Annotated in this window: 22 protein-coding genes and 2 pseudogenes; 10 read left to right on the top strand and 14 right to left on the bottom strand. The window is 62.7% G+C overall.

Annotation, left to right across the window (positions count from 1 at the left end; genetic code table 11):
• Positions 1 to 7: 7 nt before the first annotated feature.
• The 12 genes and pseudogenes from istA to K8M09_RS21375 all read right to left on the bottom strand — a co-directional run.
• A pseudogene (istA, locus tag K8M09_RS21320) lies at positions 8 to 634 on the bottom strand (IS21 family transposase); the annotation flags it as partial.
• Positions 635 to 872: 238 nt separating this feature from the next.
• Positions 873 to 2,039, bottom strand: coding sequence for a cation:proton antiporter domain-containing protein (locus K8M09_RS21325; RefSeq protein WP_160788169.1), 1,167 nt, complete (start codon positions 2,037 to 2,039; stop codon positions 873 to 875).
• A gap of 57 nt (positions 2,040 to 2,096) precedes the next feature.
• Entirely contained in the window at positions 2,097 to 2,519 is a 423-nt protein-coding gene (gene trxC / locus K8M09_RS21330) for a thioredoxin TrxC (protein ID WP_160788168.1), read from the bottom strand.
• A 52-nt stretch (positions 2,520 to 2,571) separates the two neighbouring features.
• Positions 2,572 to 3,414, bottom strand: a complete 843-nt coding sequence (locus tag K8M09_RS21335; RefSeq protein ID WP_160788167.1) for an SDH family Clp fold serine proteinase — start codon at positions 3,412 to 3,414, stop codon at positions 2,572 to 2,574.
• On the bottom strand, positions 3,405 to 4,157 hold the full coding sequence (locus K8M09_RS21340) for a rhomboid family intramembrane serine protease (protein ID WP_035747555.1): 753 nt from the start codon (positions 4,155 to 4,157) through the stop codon (positions 3,405 to 3,407). The genes K8M09_RS21335 and K8M09_RS21340 overlap by 10 nt, the downstream gene beginning before the upstream one ends.
• 33 nt (positions 4,158 to 4,190) lie before the next feature.
• Positions 4,191 to 4,751: an NADH dehydrogenase ubiquinone Fe-S protein 4 gene (locus tag K8M09_RS21345; protein WP_160788166.1), complete on the bottom strand. Its 561-nt coding sequence runs from the start codon at positions 4,749 to 4,751 to the stop codon at positions 4,191 to 4,193.
• Position 4,752: 1 nt separating this feature from the next.
• Positions 4,753 to 5,373 carry a hypothetical protein gene (locus K8M09_RS21350; RefSeq protein ID WP_142585247.1) on the bottom strand — a complete coding sequence of 207 codons (621 nt, stop codon included), beginning with the start codon at positions 5,371 to 5,373 and terminating at the stop codon, positions 4,753 to 4,755.
• A gap of 211 nt (positions 5,374 to 5,584) precedes the next feature.
• Positions 5,585 to 6,232, bottom strand: a complete 648-nt coding sequence (locus K8M09_RS21355; protein WP_160788164.1) for an HdeD family acid-resistance protein — start codon at positions 6,230 to 6,232, stop codon at positions 5,585 to 5,587.
• 26 nt (positions 6,233 to 6,258) lie between these two features.
• Positions 6,259 to 7,401: a sigma-70 family RNA polymerase sigma factor gene (locus tag K8M09_RS21360; protein ID WP_160788163.1), complete on the bottom strand. Its 1,143-nt coding sequence runs from the start codon at positions 7,399 to 7,401 to the stop codon at positions 6,259 to 6,261.
• Between the two features lie 77 nt (positions 7,402 to 7,478).
• Positions 7,479 to 10,373, bottom strand: a complete 2,895-nt coding sequence (locus K8M09_RS21365; protein WP_160788162.1) for an ATP-dependent Clp protease ATP-binding subunit — start codon at positions 10,371 to 10,373, stop codon at positions 7,479 to 7,481.
• Between the two features lie 63 nt (positions 10,374 to 10,436).
• Entirely contained in the window at positions 10,437 to 12,269 is a 1,833-nt protein-coding gene (gene ftsH / locus K8M09_RS21370) for an ATP-dependent zinc metalloprotease FtsH (RefSeq protein ID WP_229342532.1), read from the bottom strand.
• 14 nt (positions 12,270 to 12,283) lie between these two features.
• On the bottom strand, positions 12,284 to 12,715 hold the full coding sequence (locus K8M09_RS21375; RefSeq protein WP_160788250.1) for a MarR family winged helix-turn-helix transcriptional regulator: 432 nt from the start codon (positions 12,713 to 12,715) through the stop codon (positions 12,284 to 12,286).
• A 202-nt stretch (positions 12,716 to 12,917) separates the two neighbouring features.
• On the opposite strand from K8M09_RS21375, the gene K8M09_RS21380 reads away from it, so the two are divergent.
• The 5 genes from K8M09_RS21380 to K8M09_RS21400 all read left to right on the top strand — a co-directional run bounded on the left by K8M09_RS21380 (position 12,918) and on the right by K8M09_RS21400 (position 15,320).
• Entirely contained in the window at positions 12,918 to 13,343 is a 426-nt protein-coding gene (locus tag K8M09_RS21380) for an Hsp20/alpha crystallin family protein (RefSeq protein WP_160788249.1), read from the top strand.
• A gap of 14 nt (positions 13,344 to 13,357) precedes the next feature.
• Positions 13,358 to 13,756, top strand: coding sequence for an Hsp20/alpha crystallin family protein (locus tag K8M09_RS21385; protein ID WP_003603273.1), 399 nt, complete (start codon positions 13,358 to 13,360; stop codon positions 13,754 to 13,756).
• Between the two features lie 20 nt (positions 13,757 to 13,776).
• Positions 13,777 to 14,268 carry an Hsp20/alpha crystallin family protein gene (locus tag K8M09_RS21390; RefSeq protein WP_229342534.1) on the top strand — a complete coding sequence of 164 codons (492 nt, stop codon included), beginning with the start codon at positions 13,777 to 13,779 and terminating at the stop codon, positions 14,266 to 14,268.
• 114 nt (positions 14,269 to 14,382) lie between these two features.
• The gene (locus K8M09_RS21395) at positions 14,383 to 14,862 is read left to right on the top strand and encodes a phosphate-starvation-inducible PsiE family protein (RefSeq protein ID WP_229342547.1); all 480 of its coding nucleotides are present in this window, start codon (positions 14,383 to 14,385) and stop codon (positions 14,860 to 14,862) included.
• Positions 14,859 to 15,320, top strand: a complete 462-nt coding sequence (locus tag K8M09_RS21400) for a M48 family metalloprotease (protein ID WP_024270363.1) — start codon at positions 14,859 to 14,861, stop codon at positions 15,318 to 15,320. Before K8M09_RS21395 ends, K8M09_RS21400 begins: the two co-directional genes overlap by 4 nt.
• A 9-nt stretch (positions 15,321 to 15,329) precedes the next feature.
• Here the strand turns inward: K8M09_RS21400 and K8M09_RS21405 are convergent.
• A pseudogene (locus tag K8M09_RS21405) lies at positions 15,330 to 16,130 on the bottom strand (transposase); the annotation flags it as partial.
• Positions 16,131 to 16,188: 58 nt separating this feature from the next.
• The gene (locus K8M09_RS21410; RefSeq protein WP_160788064.1) at positions 16,189 to 19,164 is read right to left on the bottom strand and encodes a Tn3 family transposase; all 2,976 of its coding nucleotides are present in this window, start codon (positions 19,162 to 19,164) and stop codon (positions 16,189 to 16,191) included.
• A gap of 155 nt (positions 19,165 to 19,319) precedes the next feature.
• Between K8M09_RS21410 and K8M09_RS21415 the strand changes: the two genes are divergently transcribed.
• The 5 genes from K8M09_RS21415 (at position 19,320) to K8M09_RS21435 (ending at position 25,860) form a co-directional block, all read left to right on the top strand.
• A complete protein-coding gene (locus K8M09_RS21415; protein WP_160788063.1) occupies positions 19,320 to 19,913 on the top strand; it encodes a recombinase family protein in 594 nt (197 codons plus the stop codon).
• 126 nt (positions 19,914 to 20,039) lie between these two features.
• Positions 20,040 to 20,357: a hypothetical protein gene (locus K8M09_RS23795; protein ID WP_206366720.1), complete on the top strand. Its 318-nt coding sequence runs from the start codon at positions 20,040 to 20,042 to the stop codon at positions 20,355 to 20,357.
• Positions 20,339 to 21,211, top strand: a complete 873-nt coding sequence (locus K8M09_RS21425) for a cyanophycinase (RefSeq protein WP_160788062.1) — start codon at positions 20,339 to 20,341, stop codon at positions 21,209 to 21,211. Before K8M09_RS23795 ends, K8M09_RS21425 begins: the two co-directional genes overlap by 19 nt.
• Positions 21,212 to 21,237: 26 nt before the next feature.
• On the top strand, positions 21,238 to 24,042 hold the full coding sequence (gene cphA / locus K8M09_RS21430) for a cyanophycin synthetase (RefSeq protein ID WP_160788061.1): 2,805 nt from the start codon (positions 21,238 to 21,240) through the stop codon (positions 24,040 to 24,042).
• 12 nt (positions 24,043 to 24,054) lie between these two features.
• Positions 24,055 to 25,860: a Mur ligase family protein gene (locus K8M09_RS21435; protein ID WP_160788060.1), complete on the top strand. Its 1,806-nt coding sequence runs from the start codon at positions 24,055 to 24,057 to the stop codon at positions 25,858 to 25,860.
• The last annotated feature ends 90 nt before the right edge of the window (positions 25,861 to 25,950 follow it).

Genomic DNA, 25,950 nt, shown 5'->3' on the forward strand with positions numbered 1-25,950 from the left:
GGCAATCAACAGCCGCCCGCTTGCGTGTGCCGTCGGGCAGGATCTTGGCCACCAGGCAACGGTCATTGTCATAGACGATCGACTGCGGCACGGCCCCGAAGAAGGCGAATGCATGGATGTGGCCGTCGACCCAGGCCTCGGCCACCGCCGCAGGATAGGCCCGCACGTAGCAGCCGTCGCTATGCGGCAGATCCAGCACGAAGAAACGCGCCTTTTGCTCGACGCCGCCGATCACCACCGTCGCCTCGCCAAAGTCGGCCTGCGCATGGCCGGGCGGATGCGACAACGGCACGAACACCTCCTGCCGACGCTGATCCCGCTCGCGTATGTAGTCCTTGATGATCGTGTAGCCGCCGGTGAAACCGCACTCATCACGCAGGCGGTCGAACACACGCTTGGCAGTATGGCGTTGCTTTAGCGGCATCTTCAGATCTTCGTCGAGCCAATGCTCGATCGTCGAAACAAACGCATCCAGCTTCGGACGCCGGATCGGTGATCGACGCTGATAGCCGGGTGGTGTCGAATAGGCCAACATCTTGGCCACGGTCTCTCGCGAGATGTTGAAATGCTTCGCGGCCTGACGCTGCTTCATCCCTTCCGAAACAGCCAGGCGAACCTTCAGATATAATTCCACGGTGTAGATCCCCTGTCCCTCCTGCCATCAATGCAGAAAGGAAATAGGTGGCCGGATTTTACTCCGCCCGCGCCAGCATTATGCCGCCGCTACCGTGGCCGACTTTTGCACCGCCGCTCTCATCCATCCTCGCTGCATGATCACCTTATGTTCTCAAATGTAGGACAGATTCGACACTTTCGTGTCGTGACGACGAAACAGCCTATGCCGCATGATCGCCCCCCCCCCCCACAAATCCTCATGCTCCCCAATTCGGGTGACTAGGCCCTTGACCCGCCCATCTAACCATAAGACTTCCAGCCAACATGCTCACTCCAATCGCGAGGAGGAGGGGGGCGGCGAACTCCTCGGCCACTGTACCCGACGTCGAGGAAACCGATAGCAACATCAGGCTGAATTCTCCTCCGTGGGCCAGGATGATCCCAGTGCGCCAAGAGGTCTGAAGCGACTCGCCGAATAGTCGGGCGACGACCAAAACGATCAGCGTCTTGCCCGCGAATATGATCGCGAGCCAGATCAGCACGACAGGCCATGCAGATGGAATGATCCAAAGTGGCAATTGCGTTCCGATGCCGACAAAGAAAATCCCGACAAACAAATCGCGGAAGGGCCGAATCTCGTTCTCGACAGCATGGCGCGCGTCACCCTCGCCGATAATCATGCCGGCCGTGAATGCAGCGAGTGCCGGAGAAAGACCGGCGGAGGCCGCGACAATCGCAGACCCGAGCGCAATGGTGAGCGCGAGGAGCTGGGCAAGTTCCGGATCGCCACGCGACGCTACCCAACGGGCAAGCACCTGCAACGGGCCACGGGCAATGAACAGAGCTGCAACCAATGCCATTGCACTGGCGACGACCGTTATCACGCCATGTCCCTCGGCGGCTCCACTCATCGAATCGTGCAGAAGCAGGAATGCGACAGCTGCCAAGTCTTGAAACAGAAGCACTGCAATGGCCAGACGCCCTTGGGCCGATCCCAGAGCGTTCGCGCTTGCGAGCACCTTGAGGCACATGGCCGTCGATGACATGGCAACGGCCCCGCCGATGAGGATTGCGGGGACGGGCGCGAGATCGAAGATCAGATTCGCTACCAACGATACCGTTATCGTCGTGACTGCAACCTGCGCGGCTCCAAGACCGAAGACATGCTTCCTGAGCGTTACGAGCTTCTCGAACGAGAATTCCAGGCCAAGCGCGAACAGCAGGAGTACCACTCCGATCTCGCCAATGCTGCTCAGGGCAGCGCTCTCAGCAATCAGGCCGAGGCCGGCAGGTCCGATGACTATGCCGGCAAGAATGTAACCGACGATACTGGGCACGCCGATCCGTGAACATATCGTCACGAGCACGAACGCGGCAAAGACCAACAAGGCCGCACTTTCAACAAATCCGGTCACGCCATGCATGTTCTTCTCCTTCTTCTCCTGATGGCATGGCGCAGGAAAGGCCATTACCCGCAATTTCTAGACGTGAGAGCGCGCCCATTGCGCGATCTGGGCGGCAGACATCACGCCGCTCTGGCGCGCGATTTCCTTGCCGCCTTTGAAGAGGATCATGGTGGGAATGCCACGGATCCCGTAACGGCCGGCGATCTGCTGTTCGGCTTCCGTATCGAGCTTGCCCAGGCGGACACGGGGTTCGAGCGAGCGCGTCGCCGCTTCGAATTGGGGCGCCATCATCTTGCATGGCCCGCACCAGTCGGCCCAGAAATCGACGAGTAAGGGAAGTCCGGCATTCGCATGACGGTCAAAATTAGCCGCGGTAAGCGTGACGGGTCTGCCTTGAAAGAGAGGCGCGCCGCAGCGTCCGCAATTGGGATTATCGGGCAGGCGCTCTTGCGGCACCCTGTTGGTGGAATTGCACTGCGGGCAAGCGACCGTGGGCATTCTGTATCCTTTCGTTGACGAGCCGGTCCTGGCGGCCGGCTGATGCAAGCGTTCAGCGCGTAGATATGGCGCGGCGCGCCTCTCGCTGCCGCGGCTCGGGCAGGTATTCCACGCCACCGCCCTGGCGCCGAACCGGCTGCGGATAGAGCGTCATCAGCTCAAGTATTTCCTTGGGCATGTCCGTTGCAACGGGTAGGCCCATGTCGCGGGCCTCATCGGCAGAGATGGGATAATCGTGGGTCCAGGTGCCTGTCGCCAGCTTCGCCGCCACGGAAGCCGCGCGGTTCTCGTCCATCTTGTCGGATAGCAGGTGTTTTGCGAACGCCTCGATCTGCGCGATGGCCTTGCGGCCGACATCGGCCATGATCAGCGTCTGGTCGTCGATCTCGGCGATGGGTTTCTCCTCGACGACCTGGATCAGCGAGGCAGCAGGCAACTGGCCGAGCTGCGGATCGACGGGGCCCAGCACGGAATGCTCGCACATCACGATCTCGTCGGCAGCGAGTGCGATCAGCGTGCCGCCCGACATCGCGTAATGCGGCACGAACACTGTGACCTTGCCCTTGTGGCCCTGAATGGCCCGAGCGATCTGGGTTGCTGCCAGCACCAGCCCACCCGGCGTGTGCAGCACGATATCGAGCGGCACCTCGTCGTCGGTCATCTGGATCGCACGCAGGACTTCCTCGGAATCGTTGACGTCGATGTAGCGCATCAGGGGAAAACCCAGCAGGTTCATGGTCTCCTGCCGGTGGATCAGCGAGATGACGCGGCTGGCGCGTTTCTTCTCGATCTGGGCGATCTTGCGGGTGCGCATGGCCTCCAGATATCTGCGCTGAAGCACCGGTTGCAGCGCAGAGAAGATGAAGAACAGCCAGAAAAGCTGCATTATGTCCATGGACCTTGTCCCCCTTCCCGTCGGCCATCCGGCAGAAAGCCATAGATGCCCTCGTCGCGATAATAATGGCGATAGGTGGCTGCCCGCCTTCGCAGGAGTGGCGTGACAATCCAACCGGCGAGAAACCCGCCGATATGCGCCCACCAGGCGATCCCGCCCGTGGCCTGATCGCCGCCGAGCGACAGAAAGCCGGGAATGACCTGCATGAAGAACCAGATCATCGCGAAAATGACCGCGCGCACTTCGAAGAAGAGGGGAATGAACAGAATCGGCACGATCACCACCAGCCGAGCCGCCGGAAACATGCGTGCGTAGCAACCGATCACGCCCGCGATCGCCCCCGACGCGCCAAGCGCGGGAACGACTGAGTCGGGGTTCGCCAGCGCGTGAGCCAGTCCGGCCGCCACACCACAGAACAGATAGAACAGCGTGAATCTACCCGGTCCAAGCCGATCTTCGACGGCGGGGCCGAAGATCCAGAGCGTCCACATGTTCAAGATGAGGTGCAGCCAGCCGCCGTGCAGAAAGATATTGGTCAGGAATGGGGTCCAGTCGGACGGGGCGACGAGGCTCAGCTGTCCGAAGAAGCGCGAGGGCACCAGCGCAAACTCGAACAGGAACCAGTCCAGCACGCGCGGCGGCAGGCTGGTCTGATAGAGGAACGCGAGGACGCTCATGCCGATGACCGCCCATACGATGACGGGCGGGTAGCGGCGCGCGACGCTGTCAAGATAGGGAAACAAGCGGCAGATCCTCGTTCGCGCTAGACATTCCGTTCATTGTTTTTTCCCGGCTATCGTCACGCCCGTCCAGGCCGGCGGATCGGAGGCCGGGAAGGATTCGAGCGAGGCTTCGAGGACCGGATCGAAACTCTCCCTGTCGCTGGTAGACGGGTCGGCCGTGCTCTCATGCTGGACGCCTCTTGAGAGGCGGCGATCGGGGCGGAACGGGACCCGGAAGGCTCCCGGGGCATCGACGCCCCTGTGCAGCCGGTGGCGCGTCTCACCCGCCCAAGGGTTCGCCATCCGGGCTCCCCCGGCGTCCTCACGCACGACATAATGCCAGTCCTGCCGCTCTGCGAAGTCCACGGCGCTGTCGCGATCCGGAAACTTCAGCCGGATCGGACGATAGGGATCGCCGTTGGACGTGTATCCCATCAGCGGCTCGATCTGCGGCGGCCGGGACGGCTCGAACTCGAGGACCCAGTAGTTGGGCCGAGGCGCCGATGTCATCGCGGAACGGGCAGGACGGTAGATGATTGCCGTCGGCACGTCCCAGGATGGCAGATCGGTTCCGGGAATTTTCGGCGGGAATGGTGGGCGATTATGGCCGCGCATATCAGTTCTCCCGGGAGTCGGTGGATACGAGAAGGTGACGTTCGAGATCGCCGAGTTTTTCCATTCGCCTCGAATTCAGGCGAACGGCGCGTTCGGTGTTCTGCGAAGGAAAGGCAGCAGCGTGCAGGACGTCCGACCGCATCGCTATCGTGAGATCGGCGACGGCATTCATCACGCCCTCTCCGTCCCCGTCCGAGAGCGTGCCGTCAGCAAAACCGGACTGCAAGCTCTCCAGTACCTGCTCGAAGCTGGACACGACCCCTGCACTCGCGACCACAGCCAGCTTGTGGCTGAGAACACGCAGTTCATCGATCAGCTTCGCATCGTGCCTTGCGGTTTCCACGATCTCTGCGACCTTCTCGATGCAGGCCATGTAAATGTCGCATTGCTGCTGGAGGATGATGACCCTTCCTTCCTTGCGAAGCTCGAGATCGGTCTGGCGATTGAGAAGCGCCGCGGTCAGAATGATCGTCACGACAGCGCCGAGGAAGATGAGCGTCATCTCCTGCGCGAAAGGCAGTATGTCTTCGGCAAGATACATCGAACGAAAAACGAAAACGATGCCGATGCCCAAGGCAGCGGCCGCAGCAGCAAATGCCAAGTCAGGCAGGCGGTTCGACATCAGCACCTCGCATTTTCGGTGTCAGATGGCTTGCACGGCTTTGCATCGGCGTCCGGCGCCACTGCGTCCCGGTGCCGCAGGAAGATTGGCGTCGGACCGCTGCCGAACGGATTGAAGCCGGTGCTCAGGCAACGGTCGAAGATCGTTTCGTCCCATCGGGTGAAATCGTGCTCCTCGCCGGCAAGTCGCCCGTCATCCACCACAGGGCACCTCACGCCTTTGCCGATGGGGGAGCGTTATCGAAGGCCGCACCGTCCGAACGATCCGCCTTGCGAAGCCGTAGTCCGAGGAGGATCATCATCACCCCGAAGACCGCGGCGTAGAAGCCGATCAGCCAGCCGAGCGCGAGGAAGCTTTCGACCGGGCGCGTCAGCAGCATCCAGGTCACGACGACACCGAGAACGACCGAGAGAAGGCCGCTCAGGATCAGCCAGATTTCGCCGTTGACTTCCTTTCGCAGGCGGATCGCTGCCGCGATCTCGAGGGCACCCGAGAACACGGACCAGAATGCGATGCTGGCCCAGAGGAATGTCGCAAGCACAAGCGTCGCGACAAAAGGCGAGACAACTACGACGACGCCCGTGGCGATGCCCAGAATGCCGCTGAACATCAGCCAGCCCCAGCGTTCGCCGTTACGGATGTTACGTATCGCGGCGACGAGGCCGAACACGCCGTCGGCAAAGGCGAACGCGCCGAAGACCAGCGTGAGCGCCAGAAGCGCTTCCGCAGGCATGACGAAGGCTAGCACTGCGATGATCAATGCGAGCACGCCGCGTAACACGAATGCCCACCAATTCCGGGACAGGCTGCACAGCATGTCCTGCATCTTGTCGGTCGGGTTTTCAGAGGCTGTGGTCATTGGTCGATCTCCTATTCAGTTCCATGTCAGGTGTCGGAGCCGGCCTCCTCGCCGGTTAGAGCGGCGGCCACGCGGCGGCGATCCTCGATCGGCTGAGGCAGACGCTGCGTGTGAGCGATTTCCCGTTCGATGGGCGCGCGGCCTGATGGATCTCTGACCAACCCGGCTTCGGCAAGCCTCGCGCGTAGTGTCGCGCCCGCATTTTCTGCGATCTCGGCGACCACTGTCTCGGTCAGGCCGAAAAGGTCTGCCGTCTCCGCGATCGTAGCGTTGTCGAGGTGGAGCCGATAGAGAACGCGGCGTTCGACCGACGGAAGATCGGCGATTGCCCGGTGCAGCACCATGGCGATCTTATGCCGATCCGCTTGGCTCTCGGGGTCTGTGCCGCCGTCGTCGGCGAGGAGGTCCTCCAGCATCAGCACTTCGTCGGGCTGGTAGAACTCGAACATCGCCTGATCCGCCTCGGTCGGATCCTCCGCCGGGGCCTCGGGTTCCGCCTCGATGGAGGCGGCATCCTCAGGCACGGCGCGGCGGGCGGCGCGGGATTCTTCCTCGATGGTCTCAAAAGCCAGCCGTTTCAGCCAGTCGCCGACGGAAAACTCCGAAGGCCGATCCTCGAAGCGGGCCAGCCCCTTGAGGATCGTCGCATCGACGATATCGCCAACGCTCAGGTAGCCAGCCGGCACAGACCCGCTACACTCGAGATAGGTCAACTCGCGCCTGACGGTATCGTAGACCGTATCGAGATGATCCTCGATCAGGTCGAAGAAGAGTTGGCGCCGGTCCGCTTCCGCCGCATCCCGCGCGGGCGGCAGCGGGGCGCCGATCCGGCGCCGGCGGGCGGGACGCTTGTATTCAGGCTCGTGCTTGAGGCGCGCCACATGCCGATCGACCTGGTGGCGCAGGTCGGCAAAGGCCTTGCGCAGGACAGGCTCGATCTCGAATCCCTCTTCCCGCGCCGCGATCACGCCCGACGGCAGTTGCAGGCGCAGGCTGACTTTGATGCGCTTCTTGCCCCTCGTCTGCGAGGCAACGACTTCGAGCCGGACCAGATCCTCGCGAAAGCGTGCAAGGTGCGGTTCAAGTTGCCGCACTTCTTCCTCGATGACCTCAGGCGCGCGCTGTTGGCCGTGCCGGTCGAGATTGCGGAATGATCTAATGACGTTCATGCCGTGGACCTTCCTATAACTCTCCGAAGAGATGGTCCGGCGCGACCGATATCGCGCCGGGCCAGTCTTTTGCGCTGTCACTCGGCGGACTTGTCGTCCTTGGACTGCACCTCATCCCCAACGCTGGGCTTCGGAACGTCCGTGTTGTTTTCGGCAACTTCGCTGGGCTCCTCGATCCCGGCCTTGGCCTGATCGTCCGGGCTGTCGTCACCGGTGTCCTTTACGATCTTTTCGAACACGACCCTCTGTTCGTCTTCCGACCAGGCGACGCGGACCTTGTCACCATCCTCGATCCGCCCGGAGAGCATCTCGCGGGCCAACTCGGTCTCCAACTGCGACCGGATCAGCCGGCGCAACTCGCGGGCGCCGAATTCGGGGCGGAAGCCGACCGCGCCGAAGTGATCCACGACGCTCACGTCGAATTCGAGTTCGACGCCCTGGGTAAGGGCGGTCCGCTTCACCCGGTTGAGCTGCAACTCGACGATCTGGCGGATCTCCGACTGATTCAGCGAATGAAAGACGATGATCTCGTCGATCCGGTTGATGAACTCTGGCCGGAAATGACCGCGCAACACCTCCATCAGTTCGGATTTCTGCTTGGCCTCGTCGAACTCACTGCTGCCGCGTTTCGTGAGGTTGCGCTGGATGATGTCCGAACCGAGGTTCGAGGTGGCGATGATGATGGTGTTAGTGAAGTCCACCACGCGGCCCTTGCCATCTGTCAGGCGGCCATCGTCGAACACCTGAAGCAGGATGTTGTAGACATCGGGATGCGCCTTTTCGATCTCGTCGAGGAGCACGACCGAGTAGGGCCGACGGCGCACCTTCTCCGTCAGCTGCCCGCCTTCGTCGTATCCGACGTAGCCCGGAGGCGCGCCAACCAGCCGGGCAACCGAGTGGCGCTCGCCATACTCCGACATGTCGATACGGATCATCGCATCCTGGTCGCCGAAGATCACCTCCGCGAGCGTCTTGGCCAGTTCCGTCTTGCCAACCCCGGTTGGCCCGAGAAACAGGAAGGTCGCAGTCGGACCGGAACCATCGCGCAGACCCGCACGCGCCAGCCGCACCGCATCGGCCACGGCGCGGATCGCTTCTTCCTGGCCGATGACGCGCTCGTGCAGCTTCTCCTCGAGCTTGAGGAGCTTGTCCTTCTCCTCGGTGGTCAGGTCCGTGACCGGAACGCCGGTGATCTTGGAGACGATCTGCGCGACGTGATCGGCGCGCACCTCGGTGGTCGCCGAAGCCTGATCGCGCTTCCAGATCTCCAGAAGCTCGTCCAGCTCCTTCTGCTTCTGCTCCAGCTCCTTCTTCAGTTCTGCTGCTCGGTCGAATTGCTTGCGGGCTGCGGCATAGTCCTGTTCGCGCTTGATCTGCGCGACCTCGGCTTCGAGTTCCTGCACGTCCACGGGCCGCGCAGTGGCCGAGATCTTCACCCGCGCCGCGGCCTGGTCGATCAGGTCGATCGCCTTGTCGGGCATGAAGCGACCGGTGATATAGCGATCCGAAAGCTCCGCGGCGGCGATGATCGCCTCGTCGGTGATCGTCACCTTGTGGTGGCTTTCGAGCGTGTCGCGCAGCCCGCGCAGAATCATGATCGTCTGTGCGACAGTGGGCTCGTCCACATAAACCGGCTGGAACCGTCGCTCAAGCGCCGCGTCCTTCTCGATGTATTTCTGGTACTCGTTGAGCGTCGTCGCGCCGATCAGGTTCAGCTCGCCCCGCGCCAGCGCCGGCTTGAAGGTGTTGGCGATGTCAAGACCACCTTCGCCACCGCCCTGGCCGGCGCCGACGATGGTGTGGATCTCGTCGATGAACAGGATCAGGCTGTCCTTCTCCTCGGTGATCTCCTTGAGGATCTTCTGGACTCGCTCCTCGAACTCGCCGCGATACTTCGACCCGGCCACCATCGAGTTGATGTTAAGCTCGACCAGCCGCTTGTCGCGCAGCGCCTCGGGCACTTCGCCGGCGACGATCCGTTGTGCAAGTCCCTCGACGATGGCGGTCTTGCCCACGCCGGGCTCGCCGATCAGTACCGGGTTGTTCTTTTTCCGGCGGGCCAGCACTTCGATCGTCGTCTCGATCTCGCGGGCGCGGCCGATGACGGGATCGAGCTTGCCATCGCGGGCGAGCTTCGTCAGGTCACGGCTGAACTGGTCGAGATCGGGGGTGTTCGACGGAGTCTCGACGCGGCCTTCCTCGGCTCCCTTGCCGACCACCTTCGTCACCTGCTGACGCAGCGCCTGCGGCGTCAACCCCAGCTTGCGCAGCATCGCCGCGGCCAGGCCTTCACCTTCCTCGGCAAGTCCGATCAGAAGGTGCTCGGGACCGACATAGGAATGGCCGAGTTCGTTCGAGGCGATGAAGGCCCGGTTCAGCGCGTCCTTCAGGCGAGGGCTTACGCCGATTTCGCCCTCCGTCCTGGCGTCTCCACGCTTCGCTTCCTTCTCGATCTGGCGCCGCAGATCGTCCACATCGACCTTGAACTGTTCCAGGATCGTCTTGACGACGTCAGACGGGGTCAATGCCAGAAGCAGATGTTCGGTATCGACCTCGCTGCGCCCGAATTCCCCGGCCTTCTGTGCTGCATCCTGCAGCAGCTTGTTGCCCTGTTCGCTCAGCCGGTCGGCGATGGTGCGTCCGCCGCCGCGCCGCGATCCACGCCGCGGCGCGCCCTCGCCGAAAGTGGCGTCGACGACAGCGTCATCGCCATTACCCATAGAGCCGAGCGTGCCGCCTCGCAGCGGACTGTCACCAAAGAGGCTGCCGAAACCGCTCTCGCCGAAGAATTCGTCAAGAAGGGAACGCCGCCCGAACAGGGACTCCAGCGGCGAGGCGCTGCGTCCCGACCGGCGCGCTATTTCGCTGTAGTGCTGATCGCACAGCTCCATGTTCTGAACCCTGCCGTTCACCGAGGCGCGCACGCGCGCCGTCGCCGGGCGACCGCAAATATCGCAAGCTCCGTTTGCCATTCGTCTTCTCCGTTTCTTTATCCAGTCGGGGTTGTCCGCCGATCATCTGCGCCAGTGACAGTGTTACGCAGCGACCGCTTCCGTTCTTTTCACCTTGGAACCAATTGCCACCAGATCGGGCTCGTCCAGTGTCTCTCGTTGCAGGAGATCCTGCGCAGATTGCTCAAGAAGATCCCGATTGCTTTCAAGAAGGGTGAGGGTGCGCTTGAACACGCCATCCACGATGTCGCGCACCTTCGCGTCCATCCGCTCAGCAGTGGCGTCGCTGTAGCGGCGGTTCAGCCAAGACGACTGGTCGCCGGTGCCGAGAAAGCCGGGCCGATCGGTGTCGTAGCTGACATGCCCGAGGTCTTCGTCCATCCCGTACCGCGCGACCATGGCGCGGGCGATGTCGGTCGCCTTGACCAGATCGTCCGCCGCCCCGGTCGAGACATGATCGTAGATGATCTTCTCGGCCGCGCGCCCGCCAAGCAGGACTGCGATCTTGTTCTCCAGCTCCTCCCGCGTCATCAGGAAGCGGTCCTCGGTCGGGCGCTGGATAGTGTAGCCGAGCGCGCCAATTCCGCGCGGGATGATCGAGACCTTGTGCACCGGGTCCACCCCCGGCAGAGCCATCGCCACAAGCGCATGCCCCATCTCGTGGTGCGCCACGATCTCGCGCTCGCGCGGGTTCAGAACGCGGTTCTTCTTTTCCAACCCGGCGATGATGCGCTCCACGGCATTGTTGAAGTCGTCCATCGTCACCGCATCGGCCTTGCGGCGCGTGGCGAGCAATGCTGCCTCGTTGACGAGATTGGCAAGATCGGCGCCCGAGAAGCCGGGCGTGAGCGCTGCGACCTTCTCGGCATCGACGTCCGGGGCGAGCTTCACCTTTTTCATGTGAACGCCAAGAATTTGCACACGTCCCTTCTTATCCGGCCGATCCACCAACACCTGCCGGTCAAAGCGTCCGGCCCGCAACAGCGCCGGATCGAGAATCTCCGGGCGATTCGTGGCCGCAAGCAGTACGATGCCGACTGATGGGTCGAAGCCGTCGAGCTCGGTCAGAAGCTGGTTCAGCGTCTGCTCACGCTCATCATGGCCACCGGCGATCTGGCCGGAGGAACGCGCCCTCCCAAGAGCGTCGAGTTCGTCGATGAAGATGATCGCCGGGGCGGATTTCCGGGCCTGCTCGAACAGGTCGCGCACCCGCGCGGCACCGACGCCCACGAACATCTCGACGAACTCGGAGCCCGAGATCGAAAAGAAGATCACGCCCGCCTCGCCCGCCACCGCGCGCGCGAGCAACGTCTTGCCGGTGCCCGGCGGCCCTACGAGCAATATGCCTTTGGGGATATGTGCGCCCAGCTTTCCGTATTCGGCGGGGTTCCTGAGGAACTCCACGACCTCCTCAAGCTCGGCCTTGGCCTCGTCCACGCCGGCCACGTGAGCGAAACTGACGCCGGTTTCCTTCTCCATGTAAACTTTGGCCTTGCTGCGGCCGACCTGCATGAACCCGCCGAAACCCTGCTTATCGGCGAACTTGCGGAACAGCAGCATCCAAATTCCGAAGAAGACAAGCGCTGGCGCCACCCAGGAAATCAGCGTGCCGAGAAAAGTGTTTTGCGGAACGCCAGTGATCTCGATACCTGACCGGTCTATCCGCTCCAGGATTGCGGGATTCACTACGGTCGTCACGAACTGCTTCTTGCCGTCGACCGGTTCGGCGAAGGTGCCTGTGATCGTGTCTGACCCGACCGCGACAGAGGAAATTTTCCCGTCAGCGAGATACTGCTCGAACTGGCTGTAGCTGATCGGCGCGACGGATTGCCAGCCGGCGATCAGGTTCTGGATGAAAAGCACGGCTATGAAAGCCACCACCCAGTACCAGATGTTGTATTCGGTCTTCCTTTCCATGCCGCTTGTCCCTTTCACTGGCGCCCGAGCCGCGCCCTGATCCGCTCGAGCAGCGCCAGCAGGGCGCGCCTTTCGTCCGCCGACAGATCCTGCAGGATTTCATCTTCGAGCGCCGATTGCCGCGGCGCGAGTTCCTTCAGCATCGCCCGGGCCTTCGACGTTGCCGTGACGATCTGCGCCCGCCTGTCGTCGGGCGAGGGCGACCGCTCGACCCAGCCGCCCCGGACCATGCGATCGACGAGCTGGCCGGCTGTGGCCTGGCCGACCTCCAGCAGGTCGGCCAGATCGCCGATGGTCAGCCCAGGCGCATCCTCGACATGCGCCGCCGCCATCCAGGACAGGCGGGTCAGGCCGCTGCCGCGGATGTCTTGGTCGATCCGCTGCTGGATGAGCTGCGCGACCCGGTGGATCGTCGTCCCGATCAGCGCGATGTCCGAAGAGATCATGGTTATCCCTCCTCCGATTGCATGGTACACAGGAGAAACCGCCCCCCATCCAAAACGCAATGCACCCATCATACATGCTTGCATAATAAATGGAACGGCCTATCTTGATAGGCGTTCTCCGAACCCACATCCGGCCGGCACCGTTGCCCGGTCCCTCCTTGCCGACGGTTCGGGGGTATCGATCAGCAACAGGAGGCCAGCAATGCTCTACCCGACATATCTGCGCCGCAGCGATCCCTTTGCGCTGATGCGCTCCATGATGCGCGATCTCGACCGCGGTTTCTGGCCGCCGTCCCGCGCGGCGTTCCCGGCGGTAAATGTCTGGCAAGGCCCTGAGGCCGTTGCAGTCACCGCTGAACTTCCGGGCATCGAACCTGACGACATTGAAATTTCGGTCAAGGACAACGTCCTGACGCTGTCGGGCGAACGCAAGGCGCCCGAGGTTCCCGACGGTGCGCGCTGGCACCGCAACGAACGCGTTTACGGCAGGTTTTCCCGCGCGATCCGGCTGCCGTTCGTGGCCTCGGATGACAAGGTCGAGGCGAGGATGGCGAACGGCGTATTGTGGATCGTTATCTCGCGGCCCGAGGAAACGAAGCCGAAGAAAATCGAGATCAAGGCAGCCTGACAGGAGCTGGAACGATGAGCACCGACATCTCGCAAGCCGCCGAAAAGACGCCGACCGACTCGCCTGAGACCACCGGCGGCGGACGCATCTACCGCCCGTCGACCGATATCGTCGAGACCGATCAGGGTTTCTCCATGATGCTTGAAATGCCTGGGGTCGCCGCCGATGCGATCGAAATCACGCTCGAAAATCGTGTGTTGACGATCCGCGGCAAGGTTGACCCGGTGCGGCCGAAAAACCTCGAACTTGCCTATGCCGAATATGGCGAGGGCGATTTCGAGCGTGCCTTCACGCTTTCCGAGGACTTCGACCCCGACAGGATCGAAGCCGAGATGCGAGGAGGCGTCCTAACTTTAACGCTCCCCCGGGCCCCTGAAGCGCAGCCGAAAAGGATCGCCGTCAAGGGCGCCTGAAAACCGAAGGAGACCATATCATGCAGATCAAAGACCTCATCCCCTGGGCGCGCAAGGACGGCGCGCCAGACGCCAAGAGCAGCGAAGACAACCCGATCGCGACACTCCAGCGCGAAATGAACCATGTGTTCGAGAACTTTTGGAACCGGGTCGGTCAGTTCGAATGGCCCTGGGGCAGCGGCGAAGCCAAATCCGACATGGTCGAGACCGACAACGCGATCGAAGTGTCGATCGAGCTGCCGGGCATGGAGATGAAGGACATCGAGGTGACGGTCAACGATGACATGTTGACTGTGAAGGGGGAGAAGAATATCGAGCGCCAGGTGGAGAAGAAGGGGTATTACCTGTCCGAGCGCAGCTACGGCGCAATCTACCGGACAATTCCGCTCCCTCCCGGTGTGGATGGCGAAAAGGCGCAGGCATCCTTCAAGAACGGGGTTCTGACGATCAAGCTGCCCCAGACACCCGAGGCGCAGGCGAAGATCAAGCGCATCGATGTCAAGAACGGCTGATTTGCCACATTGGGTGTCGCCGGTTTGCGGCGTCCGCTCAGCTCCGTTTGATATCACGCCGTCTGGTGAGCCCCGGGGAGCCTGTTTCTCCAGGGCGGCTTTCGAGGGGGAATGATGAAAGACCTGAAACGATCCGGGCTAACCCGTGAACAATGGTCGGCGATGACGCTCTACGAGAAGTTCGAACAGGTCGTCATTTTCGTCCTCAGCGCCATCATTGCGGTTATCGTCGTGGCGTCGGTTTGGGCGCTGATGCGCGAGGTCGTGAACCGGTTGGTCTTGGGAGCGTTCGACACGCTCGACTACGCCACCTTCCAGGTGGTGTTCGGAATGATCTTCACCGTTGTAATTGCGCTCGAGTTCAAGCGCTCCCTTCTTGTGGCGACAGAACGCAGCTTCGGCATTCTCCAGGTCCGCACGATCGTGCTGATCGCGCTCCTCGCGATCGCGCGCAAATTTATCATCCTCGACCTTGGCGAGACGGAGCCAGCCAAGATGGCCGCCCTCGCGGGCGCGGCGCTTGCGCTCGGCGCTGTCCACTGGCTGGTGCGCGATCAGGACCGGCGCGAACTCGGAGGCCACGAGACACGATGACCGCGGCCTCCGCCAGCCACCGCCTGCTCAATTTCGTGCAATCGGCGCTGCTGCTCGGGCTCATGGCCGCGATTGCCTGGATCTCGGTGACAGCGGTCGTCGGACCCGAGACCGGTCTCCTCATGGCGCTCGCGATGGTCGGGGGGCTCCTGTTTGCGCCCGCGCTGCCACGCCGGCTGCTCCTCTCGGCCTATCAGGCGCAGTGGCTCACCGGTCGTGATGCCCCCGATCTCGTCGCGGCCCTGGCCGAACTCGCCCGCAGGGCCGGGCTGCAGCGCGCGCCGGCGCTTTATCGCGTGCCGAGCCGGCTGCCGAACGCACGCTGCCTCGGGCGTCTCCTGAGCGAAAGCGGTGGCGATGAAGGCCGAGACGACCCTGCGCCCGCTCTTGCCGGCGTGGGCCAACACGTTCCTCATGAAGTGGACGCGGGGGCTGTTGAAGAACTCATATTCCTATGAAGGCGGTCCTCAGCAAATTGTTGCACTGATAGGCTGACCCAAGAACCTGAGGTCGCTGCCCGGCGATCTACCGGGGCGCTTTTCTTGATAAATGGAGCGCCAGATAAGGCTCCAGAATAATAAAAAGGCGGCGGCAAGCCGCTTCAGGTTGATCGCCATAGCGGTCAGGAAGGACTGGATGCGCATGTTCTCCAGGCCGCGGCGCACAGCCCGTGCGAGACCATGCCAGGATTTCGCCTCGCCATGGAAACCTTCCGAACGCCAGCGATGCCGACGATACAGGCGCTTTTCCTCTTTCCCCCAACGGTCACGTTTCCGCCGTGCTCGAAGAAGTGCGGGATAATCGTTGACGATGACCACAGCTTTAGTCACGCGCGAGGGGGACAGGCAGATCGCCGCAAGGTCGCAACCCTTGCAGTCCCTGGCTTTCGAAGCGAAGAAGCGCCCATATGCGACCTTGGTTCGGTTCGGGCGCAGAATCTTGCCGCGTAGGCATTTTACGATATCGTGGTGGGCGTCATATCTGAATCGGCGCAAAGGGACCTTGCTGCGAATAGGCTCTGCCTTGGTTGGGATCACAGCACTGATCTTGCGCTCCTCCAGCCCGCCAAACACCTTGCCATAGGCATATCCCGCATCGGCGGTCGCTAACGTTATGGCCACCCCTGTCGTTTGCGCAGCAGTGTCGAGCCGAGACAGTATATGATCGCCTTCATTCGCCTCGCCGGTTGTGACGTCGATCTCGACAATGACGCCACATTCGTCATCGACTACACCATGCTGCTTGTAGGAGGGCTCAAGACGTCTGTTTGGGGGCGGAACAAGGTCTGTTCAAAATCCTGCGCTAAGCTCGAACGAACCCTGAACATCACGCGGCGCGGAGGATTTTTCTGGCAAGCCGCAAGGGCCTGAAGCCTTCGGACATCTGCTGCTCGGTGTCCCAGGAATAGATGCCGGTGAGATTTATGTGCTCCCAACTGAGGGGCGAGACGTGTTTCAGCAACTCGTCGGGGATATTTCGGCCTTGCTGGCGCAGATGAGCCGTTGCCCGGCTGAGATAGACGGTGTTCCAATGGACGATGGCGCTGACCACCAGGTTGAGACCGGAAGCTCGGAAGGCCTGGCTGTCAAAGGAGCGATCACGGATCTCGCCGCGCTCATGGAAAAAGACGGCGCGTTTGAGCTTGTGAGCGGCCTCGCCCTTGTTGAGCCCGGCCTGGCAACGCCGACGCAGTGCCGGGCTGGAATACCACTCGATCATGAACAGGGTGCGCTCGATGCGGCCGAGTTCGCGCAATGCTTTGGCCAGATCGCTGGACTTCGACGATGCGGAGAACTTCTTGAGGATCGCCGACGGCGCGACGGTGCGCGTCGTGATCGACGCGGCAAGGCGCAGGAGTTCGTCCCAATGGTCCATGATGAGGGCGGTGTTGATCGGCACGCCGATATGATTTGCCAGCGCCGGATAGATATCGGCCTTCTCGAAGGTGTGCAGTTTCCGGTCCTTGATATTGCGAAGGCGCGGCGCGAAGCGCTTGCCGATCAGGCAGAACAGCGCAAAAACATGATCGCTGGCGCCGCCGGTATCGGTGAACAGCTCTTCGATCTCCAGAACCGTGTCGTGGTCGAACAGGCCGTCGAGCACATAGACGGCCTCGCTTTCGGTCGGGCTGATCGGCAGGATGCTGTAATAGCCGTATTGGTCGGAAAGCCCGCTGTAGAACTTCGAGCCCGGCTCGCTGCCATAATGCAGGTTGATGTCGCTGCGCCCTGCGGCCCGGTCACTGGCGCGGAAGAATTGCCCATCGGATGAGGCTGTCGTTCCGTCGCCCCAGATTTGCGCATGCGGATGGCGGGTATGGGCATCAGTGACGCAGGCCTGCGCGGCCCGATAGGTTTCGGAGCGGGCATGGAAGCTGCGCATCCAGCCGATCTGGTGGGCGCTGATCCCCTTCGACGCCCCGGCCATGCGTTTCGGGCCGAGATTCGTGCCATCGGCAAGCACGCCGGCCAGCATGGCGGCGATGTTTTGCGGCGCATCTCCCGTCCGGACATGGGTGAACTGGTCGGCAAACCCGGTCCACTCATGCACTTCCCGCAGGAGATCGGGCACCTCGACCAGAGGATACATCTCCGTGATTTCGGCATTGATGGCTTCCGCCGCGGCGGGAATATCGCTGGTATGCGGCGTCACGATCAGCGTGCCGTTTTCCATCCTGACGCCATCGAGCTTGCCGAAACGGGCGCGCCAGGCCAGCCGTTTGAGGTTGACGTCCATCATCTCCCGGACGTCCGCGAGCCAGGCAGCGCAGTCGGTCTGGACACCGAGGCCAAGCTGATCTCGCTCCTTCAGGGCGACAAAGGTTGGCTTCGGCATGAGATCTTCGTCTATCGGCCGGAATGACCGGCTGCCCTCGACCCACACATCGCGCGAATGCAGCCGGTCCCGTAAATGAGCGAAGGTGGCGATTTCATAAAGCCGCCGATCCGGCTTGCCATCCTCGAAGACCAGTTTCCTTTCGTTCGCACCCAGATGGCCGACCGGCACATGATCCGGCAGAACACGGCGTCCCTCCACATAAAGCATTTTCAGGGTCGCGACCGCCGCAAGCAGCGGATCGTGCCGACGGCGCGAGCGGAACGTGAATGCCTGAAGGAAAGCGCCGGCAAACTTGCGGATGTTTCCATGTTGCTCGACCGCCAGCACCAGCGGCGAAGCGTTGGCGCTCTCCACCATCGCCTCGAGACCGGGCTTGATCTGCAGCAGCCGATGCCAGCCGACTTGCCGGTTTACCGTCTCGATCGCATCTTCATCGGCATCATTGGCGGCCTGCAAGGCAACGATCGTGTCGAGGAACAGTCGCAGCGCCTTGGACGTTTCCATGCGGGCGTTCATGTGACGCTGCTTTCTCCGGTTGTTCGCCTGGGAGAACAGCCGGCCCATCAGCTTGATGAACATGGTCATTGCATCGTCGGTGAGCTTCTGGCCGAGCTTGATAATCTGCACCACGATCGTCGCACGCCGGCGGCTGGCGCCAAATTCGCCGGCGAGCCAGGCCGGTGCTGCATCACCTTCCCGGACCATCTGGTCCCATCGTCCGGAGGGGATGCGGGCCTGTAAGCGTGGATCGATCCCGAGCGAACGCAGGAACATGATACGCTCCGTCAAACCGACCAAATTCCCCGCTCCCGGTGCATCGGGCGCGGAACGCAGCCAGTGAAAGCGCGTCTGACCTATTGCAGGATCAACGTCCAGCAGGGCATCGAGGGCTTCGAGCTTGTCCGGATCGAGATCCGAGATCAGCGCGGCCTCGGCACGGCGGCGGGCGATTGCGCGCGCTGCCAACCCCATGCGCTCGATCATGGTCACCACCGGCAGCAGAACCCGGCGCTCCCGATACATGGTGATGATTGCGTTTGCGATCACCGCTCCCTTGTCGGCCGTTGAAGCTGTTTCGATAGCTGCCAGGAGCGCCGCGCGTCGATCCTCGCCTGTCGGGCTTCTCATTTCGAGATAGCCCAACAGGCGCGCGACGTGGTTCATGCGTGTTTCTTCGCGGCGAGCATACAATTCGAATGACGCCGGGTCGGCTCCGACTTGCTCAGCAACATGGTTGAGCATCGGCATGGGAAGGGCTTCGTTGGCAGTAAGCGCACGGCCGGGATAACGCATCAGGCAGAGCTGCAGCGCAAATCCCAGCCGGTTATGCTCGCGACGGCGAACCTCGATTTCGAGTCGATCTGCCGGGGACAGGGAATAATGACGGATCAGACTGTCTTCGTCAGTTGGAATACCGAAAAGCTCTTGTCGATCATGAGGCTTGAGAAGCGTCCGCCAGGCCACCGTTCTTACTCCTTACAATATGCGCTGGTGGCCAAACCTCTGTCCGGAAACGGACGATTGCGTACAGGGGCAAAACACCCTGTCCACAAATTATCTTGACACATTTATGAACAGAGGCGATATTTTGGACAGCCTATTCGGACAAAATTGCCCTCATGCCACGCACCTTCGCCTATGTCCGCGTCTCCACGACCGGCCAGACGACCGAGAACCAGATTCAGGAAATCGAAGCCGCCGGCTTCCAGGTCGAACCGCGCCGGATCGTCACCGAGACGGTTTCCGGCAGCACCGCCATCGCGCAACGCCGCGGCTTTTCCCAGCTCATGGACAAGCTGGAATCCGGCGATATTCTGATCGTGACAAAACTCGACCGCCTCGGCCGCGATGCGATCGACGTCAGCACCACCGTCAGAACACTGGCCGAATTGGGCGTGCGCGTCTATTGCCTCGCGCTCGGCGGCGCCGACCTCACCGGCTCGGCCGGCACCATAACCATGAATGTGCTCAATGCCGTCGCCCAATTCGAGCGGGATTTGCTGATCGAGCGGACGCAATCCGGTCTCAAGCGCGCCAAGTCGGAAGGCAAGACCCTCGGCCGACCCTTCACGCTCAGCGATGAACAGAAGCAGGGTGTCCGCAACGATCTCGCGAAGGGCATGAGCGTTTCGGCGATAGCAAGGAAATTCGCGACCAGCCGGCAGACCATTATGCGGGTTCGCGACGAGGGTTCACGGTCCGTTCGACCTTAGCGCAGGATTTTGAACAGACCTTGTTCCGACCCCCGATTGCCGCTCTTGCCGTGTGTAGCCATAAAAACATGAATTTTGCAATCATGTTATTTTGCGCCCGTCCGACTTGGCGCGCTTGAGGCCAGATTGCGTCCGCTCGATCAGCAAATCCCTTTCGGGCCGGGCGACTGCGTTGAGCAGGTTCATGGTCGGCGTATCGACTTGCATCGGCCACGCGCAGGCTCCGCTCAGGCATTTCGCTCGACCGATACCGAAAAGAAACGAAGAATATCCACCCGCATGGCGGGGCAGAGCGAACATGTGCTTGCAGTCTTTGAATTTGTTCTACAGACTGGCCTGAATTTGGGGGGGCTGGTCTATTGGCTGACCGCATCGGGGGGGAAACGCAACCAGCCTTACCGGCATTTCCAGGAATATGACACGGCATGTGCCCAGCTCGTTTGAACCAAGACCTTGCCCGTGGTTTCATTATTCCGATCGGAGGTGGAGAGGACCGCGTCAAGGAACAGCATATCCACCGCCGCTTCGTGGAACTGTCGGGTGGCGGGGATGCCGATATCGTCGTGATTCCGACGGCGTCGGAGCTGGAGACGACCGGCCGGGACTACAACCGGATCTTCCGCGATCTCGGTGCTGCGGAGGTGGATTTCCTGCCGATCAGCCGCCGTGCCGATTGCGACAACCCCCGTTATCTCGACATGCTCGACCGGGCGACCGGAATCTTCCTGACCGGCGGCAACCAACTGCGCCTGTCGACGATCCTCGGCGGTACCGGCATCGCCCAGAAGATCCGCCGCCGCAACGCCGCCGGCGTCGCGGTCGCGGGCACGTCGGCGGGCGCGTCGATCATGTCCGAACACATGATCGCGGGCGGTGACAGCAATTCCTCGCCCGCCGAGGGGAGGGTAAGCCTGGCGCCGGGCATCGGTCTGACCAATGCGGTGATCATCGACCAGCATTTCACCGAGCGGAACCGGCTGGGCCGGCTTTTGACGGCGTCCTCCTACAATCCGTTCCTGATCGGTCTCGGCATCGACGAGGATACGGCCGCCTTTATCGGTCCCGACGGCGTCTTCGAGGTCGTCGGATCGGGCACGGTGACCGTGGTCGACGCCTCGGGCCTGACGCACTCCTCGATGTGGGAGGCCTCGCGCGGCGAGGCACTGACCCTGCTCGGGCTGAAGATCGATGTGATGGGGGAGGGTTGTCGCTACGATCTCGTGGGGCGGCACGCCTATCCACCGGATGAACACGCGGCGTTCTGCACGCTGCCAAACGAAAAGGTCACGACGAACTGACCGCGCTATGAGGGAGGAACTCCGCAATGAAGATCGTTTCGAAAAACGTGTTTGTCGGTCCAAACGTATGGGCGGGATTTCCCGTCATCCGCTACGTCATTGACCTGGGAGTTCTGGAAGAGTGGCCATCGGCGAGGATCGGGGAGGATTGGATCAATGCGCTTGTCGAGGCCCTTCCGGGGCTGCATGAGCATGGCTGCTCCTACCGCGAGCCGGGCGGTTTCATTCGCCGTCTGAGAGAGGGCGAGGGCACATGGCTCGGCCATGTCGCCGAACATGTCGCGCTGGAGATACAGGGCGTCGCCGGGTCCGAGGTCACCTTTGGCCGCACCCGGTCAACCGGGGTGCCGGGCCAGTACAACCTCGTCTATCAATACCATCAGCGCGATGTCGGGCTCGAGGCCGGGCAACTGGCGATCCGGCTGCTAATGCATCTCCTGCCCGACCACCTCAAGTCGCAGGTCGAATACGAGTTCGACCCCGAATTCGATTTTCCCGACGAGTTGAAGAGCTTCGTCCTGATGGCGCAGCGCAAGGAATTCGGCCCCTCGACCGGTTCGCTGGTCAAGGCCGCGGAGGATCGCGACATTCCGTGGATCCGGCTCAACAACAACTCGCTGGTGCAGTTCGGTCACGGCAAGTTCCAGCAACGCATTCAGGCGACGATCACCAGCGAGACCAAGCATATCGCGGTGGAGATTTCCTGCGACAAGGAAGACACCCACAACATGCTGAGCGACCTCGGCCTGCCGGTGCCCCAGCAGCGTCTGGCCTATTCGCCGGCCCAGGCCGTCCGGGAGGCAGGCCGCATCGGTTATCCGGTCGTCGTCAAGCCGCTCGATGGCAATCACGGGCGCGGGGTTTCGATCAACCTGACCGAGGACGCACAGGTGGAGACCGCCTTCCACGAGGCCAAGGCGCACTCCAAGAGCCGCGGCATTCTCGTCGAGAGCTTCGTCACCGGCATGGATCACCGCATGCTGGTGGTGAATGGCGAACTGGTCGCGGCGGCCAAGCGTGTTCCCGGCCATGTCGTCGGCGACGGCAGGCATACGATCGCCGAACTGATCGAGATCGTCAATTCCGATCCGCGCCGGGGCATCGGGCATGAGAAGGTGCTGACGAATCTGGAGCTCGACAATCAGGCCGAACGGCTGATGGCGGATGCCGGCCATACCGCCGAAACGGTCCTGCCGGAGGGCGAGACCTTCTACCTGCGCTCGACCGCGAACCTGTCGACCGGCGGCACGGCGATCGACGTGACCGATGTCTGCCACCCGGACAACAAGGACATGGCCGAACGCACGATCAAGGCGGTGGGCCTCGATGTGGGCGGGGTCGACTTCCTCACGCCCGACATCACCAAGAGCTACAAGGATATCGGCGGTGCCATCGTCGAGGTGAACGCCGCGCCGGGTTTCCGGATGCATGTCGCCCCCTCGGAAGGCAAGCCGCGCGACGTGGCGGGCAAGGTTCTCGACATGCTGTTCCCGAAGGGCCGCGAGGCGCGGATTCCGATCGGCGCCATCACCGGAACGAACGGCAAGACGACGACCTCGCGCATGCTCGCCCATATCATGAAGTCGTCCGGCAAGATCGTCGGCATGACCTCGACCGACGGGGTCTATGTCGACGGCAAGCTGACCGTGAAGGGCGATATGACCGGGCCGGCCTCGGCGCAGATGGTGCTGCGCGACCCATCGGTCGATTTCGCCGTGATGGAAACCGCGCGGGGCGGCCTCGTTCGCGCCGGCCTTGGCTATCAGCGCTGCGACGTCTCGGCCTGCCTCAACGTGGCGGCCGACCATCTGGGGATGGGCGGGATAAACACGGTCGAGGAACTTGCCGTGATCAAGCGCGTCGTCGTCGAGGCTGCGACGGATACGGTCGTGCTCAACGCCGACGACATCCACTGCCTGCGCATGGCCGATTTCTGCAAGGCCGAGCATATCTGCTACGTGACGACGAATTCCGACCATCCCCTTGTGAGGGAGCATATCCAGGCCGGGGGCCGCGCCGTGGTGCTGGAAAAGGCCATGAACGGCGATATGATCACGATCTACGCCAACGGCCTGCACCTGCCGGTCCTGTGGTCGCACCTGATCCCGGCGACGCTGGAGGGCAAGGCGCTCTACAACGTGCAGAACGCGATGTTCGCCTGCGCGATGGCCTATGCGTTCAAACTCGACCTCGACAATATCCGCCACGGGCTGAGAACCTTCGACACCTCGTTCTTCCAGGTGCCGGGACGGACCAATGTGTTCGACGAACACCCCTTCAAGGTCATCCTCGACTACGGCCATAACCCGGCTGCCATCGCCGCCATGTCGGGCCTGGCCGACCGGCTGGACGTGAAGGGCCGCAGGCTCGTGGTCTGCGCCATGCCGGGCGATCGCCGCGACGAGGACATCCGCGAGGCCGCCAAGGTGCTGGCGGGGCATTTCGACCACTACTTCGTCAAGCCCGACGACAATCGCCGGGGGCGCGGAGAGATGGAGGTTCCGCAGATGCTTCGCGACGGCCTGATTACGGCCGGGGTGGAGGCTGGCCGGATCACGCTCGTGGCGAGCGAGGCGGAGGCCGTCGATCTGGGGCTGAACACGGCGCAGCCCGACGATCTTCTCATCATCTTCGCCGATGAACTGGCGCGGTCCTGGAAGCAGATCATCTACTTCAAGAAGGCCGAGCGGGAGGCCATCGTCACGGCAAAGCCGTCCCGCGTGGAGCGGCCGGCCGCCGAGTTCGAGGAACTGGTATCGGCGTCGGATCTCCTGATCCGTGACGAACGGGGCGTGCGTCTCGCTCGGGCCGAACCCGAAGGGGCGGATTGAGCGGGGCTCAGGATGATGCATTCCGACGCATTGCAGGATCTTCTGGAAATTCCGGTGCCGGACCATCCGGCGCTGGTTCTGGATGGCTGCCGCAGGCTGCTTGGGCCGAACCTCTACGGGCCGGAGCCGGGCGCCGTCGGCGACGGTCTTGCGACGGGGTTCGATGCCGGCGTCCTGCTCGACGCCTGGCGCCGCCATGCGCGCCTTCTGCTCGACGCCCTTGGCTGGACCGCAACGCCGATCCGCACGCGACCTTTCGACGGCGGCGGCAGCCTCTTCCTGCCGGCTGCCGTCGATCAGCTCTTCACGGCCGCCTTCATCGTCGAGGCGGCGTGGTACTATACCGCGACGGAGCTTCTTCAACTCGATCCGATTCCATCCGACCAGATGGTTGCGGGCCTGCGTCGCATCGGCGATGCGGAAGCCAATCCCGCGCTTGCCGATCTTGTCGCGAGAGCCGAACGGAGCGGGCTCGACCGTCTGCTCGACGACGACGCACTGACGCTCGGCCACGGCGCCGGATCGCAGACATGGCAGACTGACAGCCTGCCTGCGTCGCCCGACTGGTCGCGACTGCACGATATTCCCGTCGCCCTGGTCACCGGCACGAACGGCAAGACCACGACCACCCGCCTCATTGCGGCGATGGGCCGGGCTGCCGGGCGGATTTCGGGCCTCTCCTCCACCGAATTTGTCAGGGTTGGCGACGACATTCTCGACCGGGGGGACTATTCCGGCCCGGCCGGCGCGCGGCTTCTCTTGCGGGATCGCCGGCTGGAACTCGGTGTGCTGGAGGTCGCGCGCGGCGGTATCCTGCGCCGGGGCGTGCCAGTGACGCGGGCCCGCGCGGCCGTCGTGACGAATGTCGCGGCCGATCATCTCGGCCAGTACGGGATCATCACGGTCGGGGAACTGGCCCAGGTGAAGCTGGCGGTCCACCGGGCCCTCGCGCCGGGCGGCCTGTTGGTCCTCAATGCGGACGATCCCCTTGTCGTCGACGCCGCCGGCGCGGCGGATGCGCTGAAAGCATGGTTCTCGCTCGATCCCGACAATGCCGAAATCCGGGCCGCGCGGTCGCGCAACGCCCCCTGCGCCTGGCTTGACAAGGGGCGCATCATGCTCTCGGACGGGCGCTCCGAGACGTCGCTGATCGACATTGCGGACGTGCCGCTCACCCTCGCAGGTGCTGCCCGCTACAATATCGAGAACGTGCTCGCCGCTGTGCTGGCGGCGCTGGCGCTCGACATCCCGAACGACGCGATCTCGACGGTTCTTTCGACGTTCCGCAGCGATCCGACCGACAATCCGGGCCGGGCCAACGAGTACGCCGTGCGCGGTGCCCGGGTTTTCGTCGACTTTGCGCACAACCCGCATTCCATCGTCGCGGTGACGGGTGCTTTGGCCGCGCTTCCCGCGCACCGGCGGTTCGTTCTGCTGGGCCATGCGGGCGACCGTTCGGACGAGGAGATACGCGCCTTGACGCGCGGTGCGTTCCGCCTGCGGCCCGACTTCGTCGTCGCGGTCGAGAACCCCAAATATCTACGCGGCCGGCCGGCCGGCGAGATCCCCGCTCTTATCCGTCAGGAATGCCTCGACCTCGGCCTGCCCGCGGACCGGATCATCCTTGCCGACAGCCCGTCCGACGGCGCCCGCCGGGTGATCGAGCAACTGGCACCCGGAGACGTAGCGCTGCTTCTGGTTCATGAAGGACGCAAGGAAGTCGCGGCTCTTCTGACTGACGCCGGTTGCGTCCAGAACGGCCCGGAAGCGCCGAACGCCGTTGCCGCAAGTGATTCGGATGGGCTTGAGAGGCTCTAGGGGAATGGCCGACTGGAGCGGCATGGGGAGAAGAGGAGAGGGCGGTCATAAGTAATGATGATTGCACGCCCCCACAGCCGAACAATAAGC

This window comes from Shinella zoogloeoides (assembly GCF_020883495.1).
In the GTDB taxonomy this organism is placed as follows: domain Bacteria; phylum Pseudomonadota; class Alphaproteobacteria; order Rhizobiales; family Rhizobiaceae; genus Shinella; species Shinella zoogloeoides.

Coding starts and splice junctions, on each gene's coding strand:
- K8M09_RS21350 (WP_142585247.1), bottom strand. CDS start 5,373: ATGTCGAACCGCCTGCCTGACTTGGCATTTGCTGCTGCGGCCGCTGCC.
- K8M09_RS21355 (WP_160788164.1), bottom strand. CDS start 6,232: ATGACCACAGCCTCTGAAAACCCGACCGACAAGATGCAGGACATGCTG.
- K8M09_RS21335 (WP_160788167.1), bottom strand. CDS start 3,414: ATGGACATAATGCAGCTTTTCTGGCTGTTCTTCATCTTCTCTGCGCTG.
- K8M09_RS21415 (WP_160788063.1), top strand. CDS start 19,320: ATGCCACGCACCTTCGCCTATGTCCGCGTCTCCACGACCGGCCAGACG.
- trxC (WP_160788168.1), bottom strand. CDS start 2,519: ATGCCCACGGTCGCTTGCCCGCAGTGCAATTCCACCAACAGGGTGCCG.
- cphA (WP_160788061.1), top strand. CDS start 21,238: ATGAAGATCGTTTCGAAAAACGTGTTTGTCGGTCCAAACGTATGGGCG.
- K8M09_RS21360 (WP_160788163.1), bottom strand. CDS start 7,401: ATGAACGTCATTAGATCATTCCGCAATCTCGACCGGCACGGCCAACAG.
- K8M09_RS21435 (WP_160788060.1), top strand. CDS start 24,055: ATGATGCATTCCGACGCATTGCAGGATCTTCTGGAAATTCCGGTGCCG.
- K8M09_RS21390 (WP_229342534.1), top strand. CDS start 13,777: ATGCAGATCAAAGACCTCATCCCCTGGGCGCGCAAGGACGGCGCGCCA.
- K8M09_RS21425 (WP_160788062.1), top strand. CDS start 20,339: ATGTGCCCAGCTCGTTTGAACCAAGACCTTGCCCGTGGTTTCATTATT.
- K8M09_RS21375 (WP_160788250.1), bottom strand. CDS start 12,715: ATGATCTCTTCGGACATCGCGCTGATCGGGACGACGATCCACCGGGTC.
- K8M09_RS21365 (WP_160788162.1), bottom strand. CDS start 10,373: ATGGCAAACGGAGCTTGCGATATTTGCGGTCGCCCGGCGACGGCGCGC.
- K8M09_RS21395 (WP_229342547.1), top strand. CDS start 14,383: ATGAAAGACCTGAAACGATCCGGGCTAACCCGTGAACAATGGTCGGCG.
- K8M09_RS21325 (WP_160788169.1), bottom strand. CDS start 2,039: ATGCATGGCGTGACCGGATTTGTTGAAAGTGCGGCCTTGTTGGTCTTT.
- K8M09_RS21380 (WP_160788249.1), top strand. CDS start 12,918: ATGCTCTACCCGACATATCTGCGCCGCAGCGATCCCTTTGCGCTGATG.
- K8M09_RS21345 (WP_160788166.1), bottom strand. CDS start 4,751: ATGCGCGGCCATAATCGCCCACCATTCCCGCCGAAAATTCCCGGAACC.
- ftsH (WP_229342532.1), bottom strand. CDS start 12,269: ATGGAAAGGAAGACCGAATACAACATCTGGTACTGGGTGGTGGCTTTC.
- K8M09_RS21385 (WP_003603273.1), top strand. CDS start 13,358: ATGAGCACCGACATCTCGCAAGCCGCCGAAAAGACGCCGACCGACTCG.
- K8M09_RS21400 (WP_024270363.1), top strand. CDS start 14,859: ATGACCGCGGCCTCCGCCAGCCACCGCCTGCTCAATTTCGTGCAATCG.